Annotated in this window: 21 protein-coding genes and 1 riboswitch; of the genes, 10 read left to right on the top strand and 11 right to left on the bottom strand. The window is 73.4% G+C overall.

The genetic code is table 11. The features are described 5' to 3' along the window. Positions 1-2 precede the first annotated feature (2 nt). The 3 genes from QPK52_RS01365 to QPK52_RS01355 all read right to left on the bottom strand — a co-directional run bounded on the left by QPK52_RS01365 (position 3) and on the right by QPK52_RS01355 (position 1,601). Positions 3-518, bottom strand: coding sequence for a DUF6328 family protein (locus tag QPK52_RS01365; RefSeq protein WP_410535004.1), 516 nt, complete (start codon positions 516-518; stop codon positions 3-5). A gap of 91 nt (positions 519-609) precedes the next feature. Further along, positions 610-915 carry a hypothetical protein gene (locus tag QPK52_RS01360; protein WP_410535002.1) on the bottom strand — a complete coding sequence of 102 codons (306 nt, stop codon included), beginning with the start codon at positions 913-915 and terminating at the stop codon, positions 610-612. Between the two features lie 17 nt (positions 916-932). After that, on the bottom strand, positions 933-1,601 hold the full coding sequence (locus QPK52_RS01355; protein WP_410535000.1) for an ATP-dependent Clp protease proteolytic subunit: 669 nt from the start codon (positions 1,599-1,601) through the stop codon (positions 933-935). 92 nt (positions 1,602-1,693) lie between these two features. Here QPK52_RS01355 and QPK52_RS01350 point away from each other — a divergent pair, with 92 nt between their 5' ends. Next, a complete protein-coding gene (locus QPK52_RS01350; RefSeq protein ID WP_410534998.1) occupies positions 1,694-1,999 on the top strand; it encodes a type II toxin-antitoxin system Phd/YefM family antitoxin in 306 nt (101 codons plus the stop codon). A gap of 107 nt (positions 2,000-2,106) precedes the next feature. Here QPK52_RS01350 and QPK52_RS01345 read toward each other — a convergent pair whose 3' ends face one another. Next, the gene (locus QPK52_RS01345) at positions 2,107-2,838 is read right to left on the bottom strand and encodes a lysophospholipid acyltransferase family protein (RefSeq protein ID WP_410534996.1); all 732 of its coding nucleotides are present in this window, start codon (positions 2,836-2,838) and stop codon (positions 2,107-2,109) included. 324 nt (positions 2,839-3,162) lie between these two features. Further along, positions 3,163-4,587 (bottom strand): argininosuccinate synthase, encoded by a 1,425-nt coding sequence (gene argG, locus QPK52_RS01340; protein ID WP_410534995.1) that lies wholly within the window; start codon positions 4,585-4,587, stop codon positions 3,163-3,165. A 209-nt stretch (positions 4,588-4,796) separates the two neighbouring features. Here argG and QPK52_RS01335 point away from each other — a divergent pair, with 209 nt between their 5' ends. Continuing rightward, positions 4,797-5,213, top strand: coding sequence for an SSI family serine proteinase inhibitor (locus QPK52_RS01335; RefSeq protein WP_410534993.1), 417 nt, complete (start codon positions 4,797-4,799; stop codon positions 5,211-5,213). Positions 5,214-5,339: 126 nt separating this feature from the next. Here QPK52_RS01335 and QPK52_RS01330 read toward each other — a convergent pair whose 3' ends face one another. The 4 genes from QPK52_RS01330 to QPK52_RS01315 all read right to left on the bottom strand — a co-directional run bounded on the left by QPK52_RS01330 (position 5,340) and on the right by QPK52_RS01315 (position 8,752). After that, positions 5,340-5,501, bottom strand: a complete 162-nt coding sequence (locus tag QPK52_RS01330) for a hypothetical protein (protein ID WP_177213965.1) — start codon at positions 5,499-5,501, stop codon at positions 5,340-5,342. Between the two features lie 105 nt (positions 5,502-5,606). Further along, positions 5,607-6,557 carry a cytochrome c oxidase assembly protein gene (locus QPK52_RS01325; protein ID WP_410534992.1) on the bottom strand — a complete coding sequence of 317 codons (951 nt, stop codon included), beginning with the start codon at positions 6,555-6,557 and terminating at the stop codon, positions 5,607-5,609. A gap of 135 nt (positions 6,558-6,692) precedes the next feature. Then, on the bottom strand, positions 6,693-7,421 hold the full coding sequence (locus tag QPK52_RS01320; RefSeq protein WP_093658310.1) for a type 1 glutamine amidotransferase: 729 nt from the start codon (positions 7,419-7,421) through the stop codon (positions 6,693-6,695). Positions 7,422-7,513: 92 nt separating this feature from the next. Next, positions 7,514-8,752: a MurT ligase domain-containing protein gene (locus QPK52_RS01315; RefSeq protein WP_093658308.1), complete on the bottom strand. Its 1,239-nt coding sequence runs from the start codon at positions 8,750-8,752 to the stop codon at positions 7,514-7,516. Between the two features lie 108 nt (positions 8,753-8,860). On the opposite strand from QPK52_RS01315, the gene def reads away from it, so the two are divergent. Next, the gene (gene def / locus QPK52_RS01310) at positions 8,861-9,391 is read left to right on the top strand and encodes a peptide deformylase (RefSeq protein WP_410534991.1); all 531 of its coding nucleotides are present in this window, start codon (positions 8,861-8,863) and stop codon (positions 9,389-9,391) included. A gap of 49 nt (positions 9,392-9,440) precedes the next feature. Here the strand turns inward: def and QPK52_RS01305 are convergent, their stop codons facing one another. After that, positions 9,441-10,082 carry a TetR family transcriptional regulator gene (locus QPK52_RS01305; protein WP_410534990.1) on the bottom strand — a complete coding sequence of 214 codons (642 nt, stop codon included), beginning with the start codon at positions 10,080-10,082 and terminating at the stop codon, positions 9,441-9,443. 161 nt (positions 10,083-10,243) lie between these two features. On the opposite strand from QPK52_RS01305, the gene QPK52_RS01300 reads away from it, so the two are divergent. The 7 genes from QPK52_RS01300 (at position 10,244) to QPK52_RS01270 (ending at position 16,644) form a co-directional block, all read left to right on the top strand. Continuing rightward, entirely contained in the window at positions 10,244-11,479 is a 1,236-nt protein-coding gene (locus QPK52_RS01300; RefSeq protein WP_410534989.1) for an acyl-CoA dehydrogenase family protein, read from the top strand. A 120-nt stretch (positions 11,480-11,599) separates the two neighbouring features. Then, positions 11,600-11,851, top strand: coding sequence for a hypothetical protein (locus tag QPK52_RS01295; RefSeq protein ID WP_093658300.1), 252 nt, complete (start codon positions 11,600-11,602; stop codon positions 11,849-11,851). 20 nt (positions 11,852-11,871) lie between these two features. Next, a complete protein-coding gene (locus QPK52_RS01290; RefSeq protein ID WP_410534988.1) occupies positions 11,872-12,249 on the top strand; it encodes a toxin Doc in 378 nt (125 codons plus the stop codon). 378 nt (positions 12,250-12,627) lie between these two features. Next, a riboswitch (cyclic di-AMP (ydaO/yuaA leader) is annotated at positions 12,628-12,784 on the top strand. Positions 12,785-12,787: 3 nt separating this feature from the next. After that, on the top strand, positions 12,788-13,261 hold the full coding sequence (locus QPK52_RS01285) for a C40 family peptidase (protein WP_410534987.1): 474 nt from the start codon (positions 12,788-12,790) through the stop codon (positions 13,259-13,261). A 129-nt stretch (positions 13,262-13,390) separates the two neighbouring features. Next, positions 13,391-14,392 carry an NAD-dependent epimerase/dehydratase family protein gene (locus QPK52_RS01280; RefSeq protein WP_410534986.1) on the top strand — a complete coding sequence of 334 codons (1,002 nt, stop codon included), beginning with the start codon at positions 13,391-13,393 and terminating at the stop codon, positions 14,390-14,392. Between the two features lie 226 nt (positions 14,393-14,618). Next, a complete protein-coding gene (locus QPK52_RS01275; RefSeq protein WP_410534985.1) occupies positions 14,619-15,008 on the top strand; it encodes a hypothetical protein in 390 nt (129 codons plus the stop codon). A 220-nt stretch (positions 15,009-15,228) separates the two neighbouring features. Continuing rightward, positions 15,229-16,644, top strand: coding sequence for an NADP-dependent succinic semialdehyde dehydrogenase (locus QPK52_RS01270; RefSeq protein ID WP_410534984.1), 1,416 nt, complete (start codon positions 15,229-15,231; stop codon positions 16,642-16,644). 131 nt (positions 16,645-16,775) lie between these two features. Here the strand turns inward: QPK52_RS01270 and QPK52_RS01265 are convergent, their stop codons facing one another. Continuing rightward, positions 16,776-17,201: an ATP-binding protein gene (locus QPK52_RS01265; RefSeq protein ID WP_410534983.1), complete on the bottom strand. Its 426-nt coding sequence runs from the start codon at positions 17,199-17,201 to the stop codon at positions 16,776-16,778. Positions 17,202-17,237: the final 36 nt, after the last annotated feature.

Raw genomic sequence — 17,237 nt, 5'->3', positions numbered from 1 at the left:
GCTCACCCGGTGTCCGCCGGCCGCCCCGGGGGCGGGTCCGCCGTACGGCTCCGCCTCCCCGCGGCCCTGCGGCGCAGCCCGAAGGGCAGCAGCGCCCACACCGCCGCGCAGAACGCCAGCACGCACGCCGCCACCGCGATCCCCGCGGCCCTTCCCAGCACCACGTCCACCACGAGCAGCACGGACCCGGTCAGCGCCAGGGCGAGGACGACCAGCCCGGCTCCGGCCAGCCGTGAGGACACGTCGACGATCAGCCGCTTGACCCCGCGCCGGAACAGCGCCCGGTGCAGTGCCGCGGGCGCCGTGAAGAGGATGGAGGCGGTCACCGCCAGCAGCAGCGTGGTGACGTAGGTGCCGCGCTGCACCGTGTCGAGGCCGGTGAAGCGCTGGGTGAAGGCGAGGGTGAGGAGGAAGGCGAAGAGGATCTGGACGCCCGTCTGGATGATCCTCAGTTCCTGCAGCAGCTCGACGAAGTTGCGGTCGGCGCGTTCCAGGGGCGTTTCGTGGCGGTCGGTCATGTGCTCCGGTGTTGCCGCCCGGGGGCGCGTCACTCGCCGCCGACCCGGTACGGCTCCGGCCGTACGGGCCCGGGCCCGTACGGCCGGCCTCTCAGCTCCCGGGCTCCGGCGGGAGCCCGACCAGGCCCGCGCGCCGCCGCCCGTCCAGCACGCGCAGCGCCCGTGCCAGGGTGCGGGCGTGGAGCTCCGTCTCACCGCGCTCGTGCATCACCGTCAGCGCGTCCCGCAGCGCCGCCGCCCGGCCGGCGAGCGCCTGGGCGGCACGCAGGGCCCCGTAGGTGTCCCGCCCGCGCGCGGGATTGATCCTGCCCAGCAGGTCGACCACCTCCAGGTAACGGTCGACCAGCTCGCCCTCGGCGCGGGTCAGGGCGGGCAGGGGCGGGGGTTCTGGAGGCATCCGGCCCGCCTGCCCGCTCACCTCGGCGCGCGCACGGCGCCGGGCCTCTTGCGGCCGGCCGTCAGCCGGTCCACGAGCCCGTAGGCCACCGCACCCTCGGCGTCGAGGAAGGTGTCCCGCTCGATGTCCCGCCGGACGCGCTCCAGTGGCTGCCCGGTGTGCTCGGCCAGCATCCCCTCCAGCCTCTCCCGGGTGCGCAGCATCTCCCCGGCCCGGATCTCCAGGTCCCGGGCCTGCCCCCGGACGGGCTCGGGGAGGGAGGGCTGGTGGATCATGACGCGCGCCCCGGGCAGGGCCAGGCGCTTGCCAGGGGTGCCCGCCGCGAGCAGCACGGCCGCCGCGGAGGCGGCCTGCCCCAGGCAGACGGTCTCGATGTCGCAGGAGACGAACCGCATCGTGTCGTAGATCGCGGTCATCGCGGTGAAGGATCCGCCGGGGGAGTTGATGTAGAGCGAGATGTCCCGCTCGGGTGCGGCGTGTTCGAGGTGGACCAGCTGTGCCATGACGTCGTTGGCGCAGGTGTCGTCGATCGGGGTGCCGAGGAAGACGATGCGCTCCTGGAGCAGCTTGGAGTACGGGTCCAGCGTCCGGACGCCGTCGCCGGTGCGCTCGGTGAACTCCGGCAGCACGTAGCGGGCGGCCGGCCGGCCGGGACGGGCGGGTGACGGGGCGGCGGATCGGTACATGGCGGTGGGATCCCTCCGTGGGCTCGGCGAGGCGCCCTGCACACAGACGATGTACAAAATGTACAGGACGTACACCCGGTTATGCTGGGAGCATGGCCTACGAAATTCCGGTGACGCAAGCCCGTGCGGAACTCGCCGACCTGATCAATCGCGTGGTGTACGGCGGCGAACGGGTGGTGGTGACGCGCCACGGGAAGCCGCTGGTGGCCCTGGTGGCCGCCGCTGACCTGGAACGACTGGAGGAGCAGGACGCCGGTGGGCGGGACGGGGTGATCAGTACGGTCTCGGCCGTGCGCGAAGTGCCGTCCGCTCCGGGCGAACGGGGCCGCTTCGGTATCGCGGCGCACCACCCCGCCCCGCCCGCCGGGGACCGGAGGCCGGGGCACCGGGGCGTGTAGAGGGCGCGCGGAGAGCTCGAAGGGACGTGTGAGAGCGCGCGGCAGGCCGGGCGCAGGCCGCCCTGCCGGTCCGCCGCGCCGGGCGGCCGCTCCCGGCGGTACCGGTCCTAAGGAGCGGCGTTCCCCGGGGCCGGGTCCGCGTCGTCACCGCTCCTGCGCGCCTTCGCCTGCGCGGCCTTGGCGTCGGGCGCGTACAGGTCCACGTACTCCTGGCCGGAGAGGTTCATGATGGTGTACATGATCTCGTCGGTGACCGCGCGCAGCACCGTGCGCTCGCCGTGCTGGTCCGCGAAGCGCGAGAAGTCCAGCGGTTCGCCGAAGCGGATGGTCACCCGTCCGATCTTCGGCAGCACCCTGCCCGGCGGCTGGAGTTCGAAGGTGCCCACCATGGCGCACGGGACCACCGGCACCCTCGCCCTGAGGGCCATGGACGCGACGCCGACCCGTCCCCGGTACAGCCGCCCGTCGTGCGACCGGGTGCCCTCGGGGTAGATGCCGAGCAGCTCCCCCCGGCGCAGTACCCGCAGCCCCTCCTCGACCGCGGCCTGCCCGGCGCCGCGGCCCGAGCGGTCGACCGGGATCTGCCCCACGCTGCGGAAGAACGCGGCGGTCAGCCTGCCCTTCAGACCCGGTCCCGTGAAGTACTCCGCCTTGGCGAGGAAGGTGATGCGCCGGCGCAGGATGGCGGGCATCAGGAAGTGGTCGGAGAACGACAGGTGGTTTCCGGCGATGATCGCCGCGCCCTCGTCCGGGACGTTCTCCAGCCCCTCGATCCGGGGCCTGAACAGCAGTCGCAGCAGCGGGCCCAGCAGGACGTACTTGAGCACGTAGTAGAACACGGGGTGGCTCCCTACCGCACCGGACGGGCCTGCGAACTGCTTCTCCCCCCGGCCGAGGAGCGGCCGGGAAGCGGCCGGGCAGACGATCGGAGAGGGTTCAGTCTATGCGCGGGCGCCGCGGTGTGCGACCATCTCCGGCCCCTTCCGGCACCGTGCCCGTGCCCGCCGGGCGACGGCTCCCGCGACGGCCCGCTCCCGCCAACCCGCTCCCCGGGCCGCCCGGTTGCGGCCCGGGACGGGGACGGCGAAGCCCGGGCGGACGGCCGCCACCCGCGGGCGGAACGCCCGCCGGGGCCCTCGCGCCCGGGCGGCCGCGGCCGGCCCTCAGTCCGTACCCGACTCGATCGCCGCGTGGTCGAGCGCGTCGGAGTCCACCGGTGTCTCCCCTCCCTCGTGGCTGCCCGCCGAGATGGCCTCGGCGCCGCCCGGGGGCAGCTCGCCGATGAGCCCGCCCCACGCCGCGAGCTGGCCGTGGGCGGCGTACTGCTCCAGCTTGCTCCGCGAGTCGGCGATGTCGAGGTTGCGCATGGTCAGCTGTCCGATGCGGTCGTCCGGGACGAACGCCGGGTCGTGGCTGCGCTCCATGGACAGCTTCTCGGGGTGGTAGCTGAGGTGCGGCCCCTGGGTGTCGAGGACGGAGTAGTCCTGGCCGCGGCGGAGCCGCACCGTGACGCTGCCGGTGACCGGGCGGCCGACCCAGCGCTGGAGGCTCTCGCGGAGCATGAGCGCCTGCGGGTCGAACCAGCGGCCCTCGTAGAGCAGCCGCCCGAGCCGGCGCCCCTCCACGTGGTACATGGCCACGGTGTCCTCGTTGTGGATGGCGTTGAGCAGCCGCTCGTAGGCCACGTGCAGCAGTGCCATGCCGGGGGCCTCGTAGACGCCGCGGCTCTTGGCCTCGATGATGCGGTTCTCGATCTGGTCGGACATCCCCAGACCGTGCCGGCCGCCGATGAGGTTGGCCTCCCGCACCAGTTCGACCGCGCTGGGGAACGCGCGCCCGTTGATCCGCACGGGGCGGCCGTGCTCGAACTCCACGGTGACGTCCTCGGCGGGGATGTCGACCTCGGGGTCCCAGAAGCGGACGCCCATGATCGGGGCCACGATCTCCATCGAGGTGTCGAGGTACTCCAGGCGCTTGGCCTCGTGCGTGGCGCCCCAGATGTTCGCGTCCGTCGAGTACGCCTTCTCGGCCGAGTCGCGGTAGGGCAGGTCCCGCTGCGACAGCCAGGCGGACATCTCGTGGCGTCCGCCGAGCTCGGCCACGAACGCCCGGTCGAGCCAGGGCTTGTAGATCCGCAGGCCGGGGTTGGCGAGCAGACCGTAGCGGTAGAACCGCTCGATGTCGTTGCCCTTGTAGGTGGATCCGTCCCCCCAGATGAAGACGTCGTCCTCGCGCATCGCCCGCACCAGGAGGGTGCCCACCACCGCACGGCCGAGCGGGGTGGTGTTGAAGTAGGTCTGCGCGGCCGAGCGGATGTGGAAGGCACCGCAGGCCAGGGCGGCCAGGCCCTCCTCGACCAGGGCGTCGCGGCAGTCGACCAGCCGCGCCCGCTCCGCGCCGTACGCCAGACCCCGCTCCGGCACGTCGGCCAGATCGGGCTCGTCGTACTGGCCGACGTCGGCCGTATAGGCATAGGGGACGGCGCCGCGCTCGCGCATCCACGCCACCGCCACAGAGGTGTCCAAACCTCCTGAGAACGCGATGCCGATGCGCTCACCGACTGGAAGTTTATTCAGTACCTTCGACATGTATGCATCCTAGACCCGCGTACATGCGGGGATGTCGTCCGTGCCGGGGAGCGGCCCGGGCGCGGGAGACCGGATGGCGGGGCCGCGGGCCCCGGCCGGGGGAGCGGCTTCCGCCGGCCGGGTGAGGGGCCGGGCGAGGTTCCTTGCCCGGAATGCTCCGCCACGGTGGTCTTGGGCGCGCAATCGTGCCCAGCCCCCTGGAGGCCCGCATGTTCCCGCGCCCCCGCACCACCGTCGCCGCGGCCGTCACCGCCGCTGCCGTCGCCGCGCTCCTGGCTCCGGCGTCCGCCGCCCTCGCCGAGGCCCCCGGATCCGAGCCGGCCCGCGGCGAGGTCTTCCTGACCGTCTCCGACGCCGGGGACACCTGGACGCGGGGCGTGATGCTGGTCTGCCCGGACGGCGGTGGCGGCCCCCACCCCCGCGCTGCCGAGGCCTGCCGCGACATCGACCGCTCCGGGGGCGAACTGCGCCAGCTCTCCGACCGCCGGCGCGACTGCACCAACGAGCACAGGCCCGTGGTGGCCGAGGCCACGGGCATCTGGCGGGGGAGCCGGATCCACTGGCGGTCGGAGTTCCCCAACGCCTGCGACCTCCTCAGGCAGACCGGGGCGGTGTTCGACTTCTGAGCCCACGAGCCGGTGAGCCCGTGAACCGGTGAATCCGGAAGGGGGTGCGGGTCCCGGCCCGGACGCCGTCCGGGCCGGGACCCGCACCCCCTTCCGGACGGGCTGAGAGCCCGTTCGCGGAGCGGCTCACCGCCCCCGCGACGTCGTCGCCACGCCCAGGGTCACCAGTCCCAGCACCACCCACGCGAACCACAGCCAGCCGCTGCCGCCCAGTGCCACCGAGTAGGCGGTCACCAGCACCAGGGCGGCCACCGTGGTGATGGTCATGGCCTTCGCCGTCTCCGGCATCGCTCACACCTTCCTCCCGAGTCGGTCGGAGCGGGGCCGCCGGCCGCCGCGGCCGTCACACGGCCACGGCCCGGGCCCCGTCCTGTCCGGCCTCGGCCCGGCGCACTACTGGCCGCGGGCCTGCAACGACGCCAGGTAGGCGTTGTACGCGGTCAGGTCCTGGTCGCCGTTGCGGTCAGCGGCCCGGTCGTCGCGCCGAGCCTGCCGCTGTTCGGAGAAGTACCACTGGAAGACGAGTGCAATCAGCACGATGACAGTGGGAATCTCGCTGAACGCCCAGGCGATGCCGCCCGCGGCGTTCTGGTCGGCCAGCGCGGTGACCCCGAGCGAGGCGGGCGGGTTCGCGTACGCCTGGACCATCGGCTCGCCGGCCATCATCAGCGCGATGCCGAAGAAGGCGTGGAAGGGCATGCCCGCGAACAGCTCCAGCATCCGCATCACATAGCCGGGGCGGTGCGGCCCCGGGTCCACGCCCATGATCGGCCAGAAGAAGACCAGCCCGACCGCCAGGAAGTGCACCATCATCCCGATGTGCCCGGCCTTCGACTCCATCAGGAAGTCGAACAGCGGCGTGAAGTACAGCGCGTACAGGCTCGCGATGAACATCGGGATGGTGAACCCCGGGTGCGTGACCACCCGCATGTAACGGCTGTGCAGCACCGCCACCAGGATCTCGCGCGGCCCCCTGCGACCGCGTCCGGCGGTCGGGAGCGCGCGGAGCGCCAGCGTCACGGGGGCGCCCAGCAGCACCAGGATCGGCGACAGCATGCTGATCACCATGTGCTGCACCATGTGCACGCTGAACAGCACCATGCCGTAGTCGTTGAGCTTGGTGCACATCACCAGAGCGACCGTCAGCACGCCCAGCGCGAAGGAGACCGTGCGGCTGGTCCGCCAGGTGTCGCCGCGCTGCCGCAGCCGCAGAACGCCCCAGCCGTAGAGCACCAGCGCCAGCAGGCAGCTCACCAGGAAGAACGGCTCGGGGGAGAACTCCAGGCCGCGTCCGAGAGTGAACGGCGGCAGATCCGCCATCGTGCCGTGTCCGTCGTGGTCCATCCGCAGCTCTCCCGATTCGTGCCGATCCGCTCGGACCAGAGTAGGACCGCCCCCGGCCGGGGTTCCGGCCGGGGGCGGTCCTGACCTGGCCCGAACGGGTGCCGTACGGGGGCGGCGGGCGCCCGGGCGGAGCCGTCAGGCGGGCTGGGTGGCCGCCGCGATCCGCTCGGCGCGCAGCGCCTCGTACCACCGGTCGTCCACCGGCGGCAGCGCGTTCACGTCCAGCGCCAGCTTGAGCAGCAGGTCCGCGATCTGCGGGTTCCTGGCCAGCACCGGACCGTGCATGTAGGTGCCGAAGACGGTGTCGTTCCAGGCGCCCTCGGTGCCGTCGCCGGTCCCGTTGCCCCGGCCCAGCCGCACCCGGGCCAGCGGCCGCGCGGTCGGGCCCAGGTGCGTGATGCCCTGGTGGTTCTCGAAGCCCGTCAGCTGCGGCAGGCCCAGCCGCTCGTCCATGTCGGCCAGCACGTCGCCGACGCACCGCTCGCCCTCGCCGCGGGTGCTGGTGACGTCCAGCAGGCCCAGGCCCGGCTCGCGCTGCCCGAGGTCGTTGATGAACTCGTGCCCCAGGATCTGGTAGCCGGCGCACACCGAGAAGACGATGGCGCCGTTGTCCACGGCCCGGTTCAGCCCGCCGTCGCGGCGCAGCCGCTCGGCCGCCAGCCGCTGCGGCCGGTCCTCGCCGCCGCCGACCAGGTAGATGTCCCCGGAGGTGGGGATCGGCTGGTCGGAGCGGACGTCGATCCGCTGCACGCCCAGCCTGCGCTGCCGCGCACGCCGCTCCACCACCAGTACGTTGCCCTGGTCGCCGTAGGTGCTCAGCAGGTCCGGGTAGACCCACACCACGCGCAGGCCGCTCTCACTCATGCTCGCTCGCATCCTCGCCGTGTCTTCGGCGTCTCTGGCATCTCTGGCGTCTTCGGCCGTCTCGCTCCGGCCGTGGTCCGAAGGGCCCGGGATCAGTTGCCGACGATGCGGCGCAGGTCCTGGAAGGCGGTGTAGTTGGCGATCGCCTCGATCCGGCCGGGCGGGCACTGCCGTACCGCCTCGGCGGCGTTCTCGCAGACCTGGAAGTCGACCCCCGCGACCTCCAGCCGGACCGCCAGGTCCAGCTTGCGGTCGCCGATCACGCAGATGGGGTGCCCGGCCAGCCGCGAGTAGTCCACGTCCCACAGCCAGGAGGTGTCGGTGCCGTCCGCGCCGCGCGCGTTGACCGACAGGATCACGGGCGCCGGCGGGCCGTCGATCAGGGAGAAGGTCTCCAGCCAGCCGGCCGGGTTCTTCGCCAGCAGCAGCCGGATCTCACGGCCCTGGAAGGACACCACGTCGTAGCGGCCGGCCACCGCGGTCACCGAGTACATCCGCTCCAGCGCCGTCTGGGGCGGCACCCCGAAGGCGGCGGCGACGGCCGCGGAGGTGGTGGCGTTGGCCTTGTTGGCCCGACCGGGGAGCTGGAGGTGGATCGGCCAGGCCGACCCGTGCGGGTCCAGCACGTGGTCGCCCGACAGGGCCCAGCTCGGAGTGGGGCGGCGGAAGCCGCACTCGCCGCAGAACCAGTCGTCCCCGGGGCGCTGCATCACGCCGCCGCAGGCCGGGCAGGACCAGGCGTCGTCCTTCCACTCCTGGCCCGCGGCCACCCACACCACGTTGGGGGAGGAGGAGGCGGCCCACACCACCAGCGGATCGTCGGCGTTCGCCACGATCACGGCCTTGGAACCGGACAGGCCCTCGCGCCAGCGCTCGGCGAGCATCCGGGTCTCGGCGGCGCGGTCGAGCTGGTCGCGGGAGAGGTTGAGCAGGGCGATCGCCTTGGGAGTCACGTCGCGGGCGACCGCGGCGAGGTACTTCTCGTCCACCTCGATGACGCCGTAGCGCGCGTCGCCGCTCCCGGCGAGCGCCGCGGTGATGCCCGCGGGCATGTTGGCGCCCAGCGCGTTGGAGACGACCGGACCGGCGGCCCGCAGGGCCTCGGCGATCAGCCGGGTCGTCGTGGTCTTGCCGTTGGTCGCCGACACCAGGACGACGTCCAGGTTCTGGGCGAGCTTGGCCAGCAGGTCGGGGTCGAGTTTGAGCGCCACCCGTCCGCCGATCACCGACCCGCTGCCACGGCCCGCGGCCCGTGACACCGCCGCGGCTGCCTTGCCCGCCGTCACGGCCAGTTTGGCCCGCGGCGGCAGCGGCTCCGTGTTGCCTGCCATCGTCCTTGTCCCTCCTTGCCCCTGGGTCGGGGATCAGCCTACCGAGGTCCGCTCCCGGCCCCGAACCGCGCCACCCCTGGATGATCAACACGGCGTAGGGTGACACCCATGCACCGCGGCGCCATTCCCGGAAGTTCCGGTTCCGTCCATCCCCTGCGGATGTCGGCCGACCCGGCCCTGCGCACGCGCTGTGCGGAGGCGGTGTCCTTCGACGCGGAGCTGGACCGCCTGGTGGAGGACCTGTTCGCGTCGATGTACGCCGCCCGCGGTGTGGGCCTGGCGGCCAACCAGATCGGCGTCCCCTCGCGGGTGTTCGTCTACGACTGCCCCGACGACGAGGACCGCCGCCACCTGGGTCATGTGGTCAACCCGCGTCTGGTGGAGACCGGCGGCGTCATCGTACGCGGCCCGGAGAGCTGTCTGTCCCTGCCCGGTGCGGAAGCCGCGGTGGAGCGCCACGACCGCGCCGTGGTGGAGGGGTACGACAGGACGGGGGCGCCGGTGCGGATCGAGGGGACCGGCTTCTTCGCCCGCTGCCTTCAGCACGAGTGCGACCACCTCGACGGGACCGTGTACACCGACCGCCTCACGGGGCTGCGCCGCCGCCGGGCGCTGCGCGCGGTGCGCCGGGCTCCGTAGTCCGGGCCGCCCCGCGGGCGCCGCGGCGGGCACGCCCGCGGTGCGGTGCTCACAGGCCCGGGCCGCCGGCCAGGTCCTCCGCCGTGGCCAGGCCTCCCCACAGCAGGTCGGCCAGGTGCCGCACCAGCCGTTCCCGCGGGCAGGGCTTCTCGCCCAGCCACCAGTCGCCCGCCGCGTGCATCATGCCGACGATTCCGTGCCCCCACACCCGGGCCCGCTCCTCGCGGTCGGCGCCGAGGTCGACGCGTTCGGCGATCACCGTGGCCAGTTCCTCGCCGAGCCTGCGCAGCAGCGGGGCCGAGTACTGGCCGACGTCGAAGCCGCGCTCGCCTCCGGGCTCCTCGGCCGGGTGCATCAGGAAGCGGTAGACCTGGGGCCTGGCCTCGATGGCGGCCAGATACGTGTCGAGCGCGGCCTCCACGCGCTCGCGCCGGTCGGTGGGGGCGTCCAGGGCGGCCCGCAGCGCGTCCACCAGGGCGTCGGTGTGCCGCACCGCCAGGGCGCGGTAGAGCCCGCCCTTGTCGCCGAAGTGCCGGTAGAGGATGGGCTTGGTGATGCCGGCCTCGGCGGCGATGGCGTTCATCGAGGCGCCCGGGCCGTCGCGCAGCACCACGCGCTCGGCGGCCTCCAGGAGTTCCCGGCGCCGGCGCTCGGTGGCGCTGCGCTGGTCCTCCCGATGTGTGGTCTCCATGTCCCTCGGCCTCCCCGACCCGCTGTGACACCTCGCTGCCGCCTGAGCGCAACGTAACACCCGCGGGGCGCGGGGGAGGGTGCCGACGGTGGGAGGTTGACATCGCACTGGCCGGTAACATATTCACGTTACCGCTAGTAACAACGGATGGAGGGGCTTCCATGGCGGAGTTCGCACTCGACCTCAACGACGACCAGAAGGCCGTACGGGAATGGATCCACGGCTTCGCGGCCGACGTCATGCGCCCCGCCGCCGCGGAGTGGGACGAGCGCGAGGAGACGCCCTGGCCCATCATCCAGGAGGCGGCCAAGATCGGCCTGTACTCGCTCGACTTCTACGCCCAGCAGTACTTCGACCCCACCGGCCTGAGCATCCCCATGGTCATGGAGGAGCTGTTCTGGGGCGACGCGGGCATCGGCCTGTCGATCGTCGGCACCGCGCTGGCCGCCGTCGGCGTGCTCGCCAACGGGACCGAGGAGCAGATCGGCACCTGGATCCCCCAGATGTACGGCGACGCGAACGACGTGAAGGTCGCCGCCTTCTGCTCCTCCGAGCCGGACGCCGGATCGGACGTCTCGGCCATGCGCACCCGCGCGGTCTACGACGAGGCCAAGGACGAGTGGGTGCTCAACGGCACCAAGACCTGGGCCACCAACGGCGGCATCGCCAACGTCCACGTCGTCGTCGCCGTCGTCGACCCCGAACTCGGCTCCAGGGGGCACGCCTCCTTCGTGATCCCGCCGAACACCCCCGGCCTGTCCCAGGGGCAGAAGTTCAAGAAGCACGGCATCCGCGCCTCCCACACCGCCGAGGTGGTGCTCGAGGACGTCCGCGTGCCCGGCCACTGCCTGCTGGGCGGCAAGGACAAGCTCGACGAGCGCCTCGCCCGCGCCCGTGAGCGGGCGAAGGAGGCGAAGAAGGGCGGCGAGCGAGTGAAGAACGCCGCGATGGCCACCTTCGAGGCCTCCCGCCCCGCCGTGGGCGCCCAGGCCGTCGGCATCGCCCGCGCCGCCTACGAGGTCGCCCTGGACTACGCCAAGACCCGTGTGCAGTTCGGCCGTCCGATCATCGACAACCAGGGCATCGCCTTCCAGCTCGCCGACATGCGCACCCGCATCGACGCCGCCCGGCTGCTGGTGTGGCGGGCCTCGTGGATGGCGGCGGCGGGCAGGCCCTTCGAGGGCGCCGAGGGGTCGATGTCCAAGCTGTTCGCCGGCGAGACCGCCAAGAGCGTCACGGCCCAGGCGATGCAGATCCTCGGCGGCAACGGCTTCACCCGGGAGTACCCGGTGGAGCGCATGCACCGGGACGCCGCCATCTACTCGATCTTCGAGGGCACCAGCGAGATCCAGCGCCTGGTCATCGCCCGCACCGTCTCTGGCGTGCACGTCCGCTGACCTCCCGCCCCGCCCGGCGGGCCGCCGGCCCCACGGTCGGCCTGCCCGGCGGGTACCGGACGGCCACCGCTTCGGCCTGCGGTGATTGCCGCACCGGTACCGGCGCAGTACCGTTGGGGCATGTCGGCTCTGAACGTGGACTTCAGCGACCAGGAGCTCCAGGACCTGCGGGAGATCGCCCGGGAGCGCGGGATGACGATGAAGGCGCTGGTGCGTGAGGCCACCGCCGCCGACATCGCGCGCCACCGGGCTCTGAAGGAGGCCGCCGAGGTCTTCCGCCGCTTCTTCTCCGACCCCGCCGCCGAGCAGGCGTTCGCCGACGCGTTCCCCGACGACGAGCCCCGTGGGGGAGCCCCGGGCCGGGCCGCCTGAAGCGGGGGCCGGGCCGAGCCGTGACACCCGTCGTCCACATAGACGTGCCCTGGCTGCTGCAGCGGCACGAGGAGGTCCTCCCGGACCAGCCGGCGATCTCCGACTTCTCCGCCCTCGTCGCGGCCGTCGCCCGCCACCGGGTCGACCCGCCGCGGCTGGGGACCGATCCGGACCCGGCCTGGCGCGCCGCGGCCCTGCTGCACACGCTGGTGCTGCTCAGGCCCCTGCCCGCCGGGAACGCGCGGTTCGCCTGCGCCACCGCCGTCGCATACATGCACGCCTCCGGCGAGGGCATCGACGCCCCCTACGGCGCCCTGGTGGACCTGGCCCGGGAGATCCTCTCCGGCACGGCGGACGTCTTCGCCGCCGCCGACCGCATCCGCTCCTGGCGCATCTGACGCCCCGTCCGCGGCGGTCCGCAGCCCCCGCCCGGCCTTCGGGCCGCCTCGCGACCCGCCGCGTTCACCCGACACGACCGCAGCCATTCGGGCTGATCCGGACGGCACGCCGAACCGGCCCGCGAACCGGCCGCCGGACCGTCGGCGCACCTCCGGAAGGGCCCAACGCCCGTTTTCGGCAGGCACCTTCAAACGCCGACCGGTCAGCCTCCGGGACGGGCGCCTCTATCGGCGGGCCGGCAGTGAGCATGTTCACAAAACGCCTTCGATCGACCTATCGGGAGCTTTTCTGACGCACTATCCGTAGGAGACCGCAAGTCCCCGCTGAAGGGCGGGGCCGCCCGGACGGACGCCCAATCCTGCCGCCGCCCGGGTGAGAAACGGACCATGACGAGACGGCAGGAGCGGGAGACCCGAGCAAGGCGGGCCGCGCACGACGCGGCCCTTGGGGTGAAGCCACGCAGTGCGTGGCCGGGCAACTTCGCCAGCCCGAACCCGACAGGTCATCTTTCGCAGGCGTATGACGAAGGGTTCACTCATGTCTGCGCACGCACGCATACCGGGTCCGCTGTCCCGGGCGGGCATCACCGCCGCCGTCACCGCCGCCACCCTGGCGGGAACGGTGCTCATCCCGTCCGCCGCACCCGAGGCCGAGGCGGCCACCCCCGCGAGCAAGGCGCTCAAGGTCGCGGCCTCCAAGAAGGGCGCGCCCTACAGCTACGGCGCCGCCGGCCCCAACCGGTTCGACTGCTCGGGACTCACCCAGTACTCGTACAAGAAGGCGGGCAAGAAGCTGCCGCGCACCGCGGCGGCCCAGTACAACCGCTCGAAGAAGGTCTCCGCCAAGTCGCGCAAGAAGGGCGACCTGGTCTTCTTCCACTCGGGCGGCAGTGTCTACCACGTCGGCATCTACGCCGGCGAGGGACGGATCTGGCACTCCCCGAAGCCGGGCAAGACCGTCCGCAAGGAGAGGATCTGGACCAAGAGCGTGCGCTACGGGCGCGTGAGGTGACACCGCGACACCCCAGCCGGACCGGGCCGGGCCCCACAAGGGCCCGGCCCGGTCCGGTTCGGCTCCCGGCGATTACGCCACGGGCGTGAAGCCGTTCCGCCCGGCCGCGCCGGCGGGCACGCTCGGCCCATGAGACTTCTGGTGCTGGGCGGAACGGAGTTCGTCGGCCGGGCGGCCGCGGAGGAGGCGCTGGCGCGCGGCTGGGAGGTGACGGTCTTCAACCGGGGGCGCCACGCCCCGCCGCCCGGCGCCGCCGCGCTGCGGGGCGATCGCACGGCCGACGGCGGGCTCGCCGCCCTTGAGGAGGCGGCCGGCGGCTGGGACATCGTGGTCGACACCTGGGCCGGGGCGCCCGCCGCCGTCCGCGACGCCGCAGCCGTGCTGGCGCCACGGGCGGGGCACTACGCCTATGTCTCCAGCCGTTCGGTGTACGCCTACCCCTCCCCGGCCGGCCTGGACGAGACGGGCCCGCTCGTCGACGCCTCACCCGGCGACGGCGACGGCGCCGACTACGCCAGGGCCAAACGGGGAGGGGAGATGGCCGTCGAGGCGGCCTTCGGCGACCGGGGTCTGCTGGTGCGGGCGGGACTGATCCTGGGCCCGTACGAGAACATCGGCCGGCTGCCGTGGTGGCTGCTGCGCATCGCCCGGGGCGGCGAGGTCCTGGCGCCCGGCCCCCGCGACCTGCCCCTGCAGTACGTGGACGCGCGTGATCTCGCGGTCTGGACGCTGGACGCCGCCGAGCGCGGACTGGGCGGCCCGTACAACCTGGTGAGCCCACCCGGCCACGCCACCATGGGGGAGTTGCTGGAGAGCTGTGTGCGGACCACCGGTTCCGGCGCCGTGCTGCGGTGGACCGACCCGGAGCGGATCCTCGCGGCGGGGGTCGGGCCGTGGACGGACCTGCCGGTGTGGACTCCGCCGGGCGAGCTCCACGACGCCATGCACCGAGGCGACGTGTCCCGGGCCGTCGCGGCGGGACTGCGCTGCCGTCCCGTGGAGCGGACCGTGGCCGACACCTGGGCCTGGCTGTGCGGCCTGGGCGGTGAGCCGCCCCTTCGTCCCGACCGCCCCAGGGTCGGGCTGGCACCCGGGAAGGAGGCGGAGATCCTTCGCGCGGCGGGGAGTTGATCCCCACGACCGTGATCTCCACCGTTGTGCGAGGGGATCCGCCGTGATGCCGCGCCGGGCGGAGCAGGTACCGGCCGCCGGGTGGGCGGCGCTCACGGCGGCGGGGGCCGGACCCGCGGAGAGGCCCGCCGGGCCCCGGTCGGCGCCGGCGGCGAAGGCACCCGCGGACCGGCCGTGTGCCGGAACGGGCTGTGACCATCGCCCGCACCGGGGTACAGGTGGGGCTATGAGCACTGAACAGACCGGACAGACCAAGGAAGGGGCGTGCCTCGTCGAGATCGAGCTGCCCCACTGCACCGCTTCGGACGCGGCGGCCGTCTTCGCCGTCCTGAGGTCGGCGTTCCCCGAGTCGCCCGAACTGGGCAACGGCGGGGGCGGGACCGGGACGGACGGCGAGCAGCGCAAGTTCTGGGTGGGCACGGTCGACGTCCGCACGCACGGCGAGGTGGAGTGCACCCTGGAACTCGGGGAGCCGGTCGAGGCGGACCTCAGCGGCGGCCCCGACGCGGTACGGCAGGTCCAGGACGCCCTCGCGGGCTTCTACGACGTGACGGCCGAGCCCCGGATCTCGGGCGACCAGGAGGTGGAGGTGCGGCTGAAGCTCGCCCAGCGCTGACCGGCCCGCGGCGGTGACGGCCGGCCCATGGCCCTTCGGTGCGGCACGCCCCCGAACCGCGCCCGTCCTCCCGCCGGGGCGTGCCGGCCGCCGAATGAGACCGCCGCGGGCGGGTACGCGCCCCGCGAACGGAAGCGAGCGAGGACGAGCGGGAGCGCGGGCAGCCGCCGGCCGTACCGGCCGGCGGCCGGCACCGTCCCCACCACTCCGGGAGGGACCCATGCCCATCTCGACCACCAACCCGGCCACCGGCGAGATCCTGCAGACCTTCGAGCCCCTGGGCGCGGAGGAGATCGAGGAGCGGCTGGAGCGCGCCCGCGCCGCCTTCGAGGAGTACCGCACCACCGGTTTCGCCGAACGCGCCGAACTGCTGCACCGGGCGGCCGACCTGCTGGAGAAGGAGCGGGACGACATCGCCCGCACCCTGACCACCGAGATGGGCAAGCCCGTCACCGCGGCCCGCGCCGAGGCCGCCAAGTGCGTGAAGGCGATGCGCTGGTACGCCGAGCACGCCGGGGAACTGCTGGCCGACGAGCACCCCTCCCCGGCGGACGTCGAGGACAGCGGCGGCAGCACCGCGTACGTGCGCTACCGCCCGCTGGGCCCGGTCCTGGCGGTGATGCCGTGGAACTTCCCGCTGTGGCAGGTGATCCGCTTCGCGGCCCCCGCACTGATGGCGGGCAACACCGGCCTGCTCAAGCACGCCTCGAACGTGCCGCGGACCGCGTTGTACCTGGAGGACCTCTTCCGCCGCGCCGGCTACCCGCAAGGCTGTTTCCAGACCCTGCTGATCGGCTCCGGCGCGGTGGAGGGCGTCCTGCGCGACGACCGGGTGGCCGCCGCGACGCTCACCGGCAGCGAACCCGCCGGGCGCTCGGTGGCCGCGGTCGCCGGCGACGAGATCAAGAAGACGGTTCTGGAGCTGGGCGGCAGCGACCCCTACCTCGTCCTGCCCTCGGCGGACGTGGCGAAGGCGGCCGAGGTCGCGGTGACCGCGCGGACCCAGAACAACGGCCAGTCCTGCATCGCGGCCAAGCGCTTCATCGTGCACCGGGAGGTGTACGAGGAGTTCACCCGGCTGTTCGTGGACGGCATGAAGGCCCTGAAGGTGGGCGATCCGATGGACGAGTCCACCCAGGTCGGGCCGCTGGCCAGTGAGAGGGGCCGGGCCGACCTGGAGGAGCTGGTCGAGGACGCCCGCGAGCGCGGCGCCACCGTGCTGTGCGGCGGACGGCGGCCCGCCGCCCACCCGGCCGGCTGGTTCTACGAGCCAACCGTCCTCGCGGACGTCACGCCCGGGATGCGCGTCCACCGCGAGGAGACCTTCGGCCCGGTGGCGACCCTCTACCGGGCGGCGGACCTGGACGAGGCGATCGAGGTGGCCAACGACACCCCCTTCGGCCTGAGCTCCAACGTCTGGATCCGCGACCGGGAGGAGCAGGACCGCTGTGTGCGCGACCTGCGGGCGGGCGGCGTCTACTTCAACGGCATGACCGCCTCGCACCCGGCGATGCCCTTCGGCGGGACCAAGCGCTCGGGCTACGGCCGGGAGCTGTCGGGGCACGGCATCCGCGAGTTCTGCAACGTCACCACGGTCTGGCACGGCACGCCTCCGGACGTGCCCACCGCCGAGTGAGGCGCGGCGGCGTGCGGCGCGAGGCCCGGCGACGGCGTGCTACGGGCGGTAACGCCGGGTGGCGGCGGCCGCGGTGGCGGGTGGTGCGGTGGCGATGGAGGGGCGGTGCGAGGCGGAGGCGGAGGGGTCCGTCACACCTCGTCCAGCCTCAGCTCCGCCCACACGACGCGTCCCCGCGCCTGGGCCGCGGGTATGTCCCCCCAGGAGTCCGCGAGGGCGTCGACGAGCTGGAGACCGCGCCCGCTGGTCGCGTCCGGGCCCGCCGAGCGGGCCGCGAGCCCGGATGCGCCGGTGCCCTGGTCGCGCACCTCTATGCGCAGCCGCCGGTCACCGTGCTGGAGGAGGCAGGCGATCCTGTCGCTGACGGTGTGGACCACGGCGTTGGTGACGAACTCGGACACGACCAGCTGTGCCGTGTCGACCACGTTCTGTGGGCAGTGCCAGCGGTGCAGCCACTCCACGAGCAGATGTCGGGCCACGCACACCGAGGAGCGCTGGGCGGGCACTTCGAACTCCGCCCGTTGCCGCGATCGCTGGGGGTGGACTGCCGGCAGCATGGGTGCCATGTGCGCTGAGCGGGGGAGAAGAGCCAT

Source organism: Streptomyces sp. KL2, from assembly GCF_046529545.1.
Classification (GTDB): Bacteria; Actinomycetota; Actinomycetes; order Streptomycetales; family Streptomycetaceae; genus Streptomyces; species Streptomyces radiopugnans.
This window is presented reverse-complemented; position numbering and strand designations above follow the sequence as displayed.

Excerpts from the sequence above, each read along its gene's own strand:
- QPK52_RS01365 (WP_410535004.1), bottom strand. The coding sequence starts at position 518 with ATGACCGACCGCCACGAAACGCCCCTGGAACGCGCCGACCGCAACTTC.
- QPK52_RS01360 (WP_410535002.1), bottom strand. The coding sequence starts at position 915 with ATGCCTCCAGAACCCCCGCCCCTGCCCGCCCTGACCCGCGCCGAGGGC.
- QPK52_RS01355 (WP_410535000.1), bottom strand. The coding sequence starts at position 1,601 with ATGTACCGATCCGCCGCCCCGTCACCCGCCCGTCCCGGCCGGCCGGCC.
- QPK52_RS01350 (WP_410534998.1), top strand. The coding sequence starts at position 1,694 with ATGGCCTACGAAATTCCGGTGACGCAAGCCCGTGCGGAACTCGCCGAC.
- argG (WP_410534995.1), bottom strand. The coding sequence starts at position 4,587 with ATGTCGAAGGTACTGAATAAACTTCCAGTCGGTGAGCGCATCGGCATC.
- QPK52_RS01335 (WP_410534993.1), top strand. The coding sequence starts at position 4,797 with ATGTTCCCGCGCCCCCGCACCACCGTCGCCGCGGCCGTCACCGCCGCT.
- QPK52_RS01330 (WP_177213965.1), bottom strand. The coding sequence starts at position 5,501 with ATGCCGGAGACGGCGAAGGCCATGACCATCACCACGGTGGCCGCCCTG.
- QPK52_RS01325 (WP_410534992.1), bottom strand. The coding sequence starts at position 6,557 with ATGGACCACGACGGACACGGCACGATGGCGGATCTGCCGCCGTTCACT.
- QPK52_RS01320 (WP_093658310.1), bottom strand. The coding sequence starts at position 7,421 with ATGAGTGAGAGCGGCCTGCGCGTGGTGTGGGTCTACCCGGACCTGCTG.
- QPK52_RS01315 (WP_093658308.1), bottom strand. The coding sequence starts at position 8,752 with ATGGCAGGCAACACGGAGCCGCTGCCGCCGCGGGCCAAACTGGCCGTG.
- def (WP_410534991.1), top strand. The coding sequence starts at position 8,861 with ATGCACCGCGGCGCCATTCCCGGAAGTTCCGGTTCCGTCCATCCCCTG.
- QPK52_RS01305 (WP_410534990.1), bottom strand. The coding sequence starts at position 10,082 with ATGGAGACCACACATCGGGAGGACCAGCGCAGCGCCACCGAGCGCCGG.
- QPK52_RS01300 (WP_410534989.1), top strand. The coding sequence starts at position 10,244 with ATGGCGGAGTTCGCACTCGACCTCAACGACGACCAGAAGGCCGTACGG.
- QPK52_RS01295 (WP_093658300.1), top strand. The coding sequence starts at position 11,600 with ATGTCGGCTCTGAACGTGGACTTCAGCGACCAGGAGCTCCAGGACCTG.
- QPK52_RS01285 (WP_410534987.1), top strand. The coding sequence starts at position 12,788 with ATGTCTGCGCACGCACGCATACCGGGTCCGCTGTCCCGGGCGGGCATC.
- QPK52_RS01280 (WP_410534986.1), top strand. The coding sequence starts at position 13,391 with ATGAGACTTCTGGTGCTGGGCGGAACGGAGTTCGTCGGCCGGGCGGCC.
- QPK52_RS01275 (WP_410534985.1), top strand. The coding sequence starts at position 14,619 with ATGAGCACTGAACAGACCGGACAGACCAAGGAAGGGGCGTGCCTCGTC.
- QPK52_RS01270 (WP_410534984.1), top strand. The coding sequence starts at position 15,229 with ATGCCCATCTCGACCACCAACCCGGCCACCGGCGAGATCCTGCAGACC.
- QPK52_RS01265 (WP_410534983.1), bottom strand. The coding sequence starts at position 17,201 with ATGCTGCCGGCAGTCCACCCCCAGCGATCGCGGCAACGGGCGGAGTTC.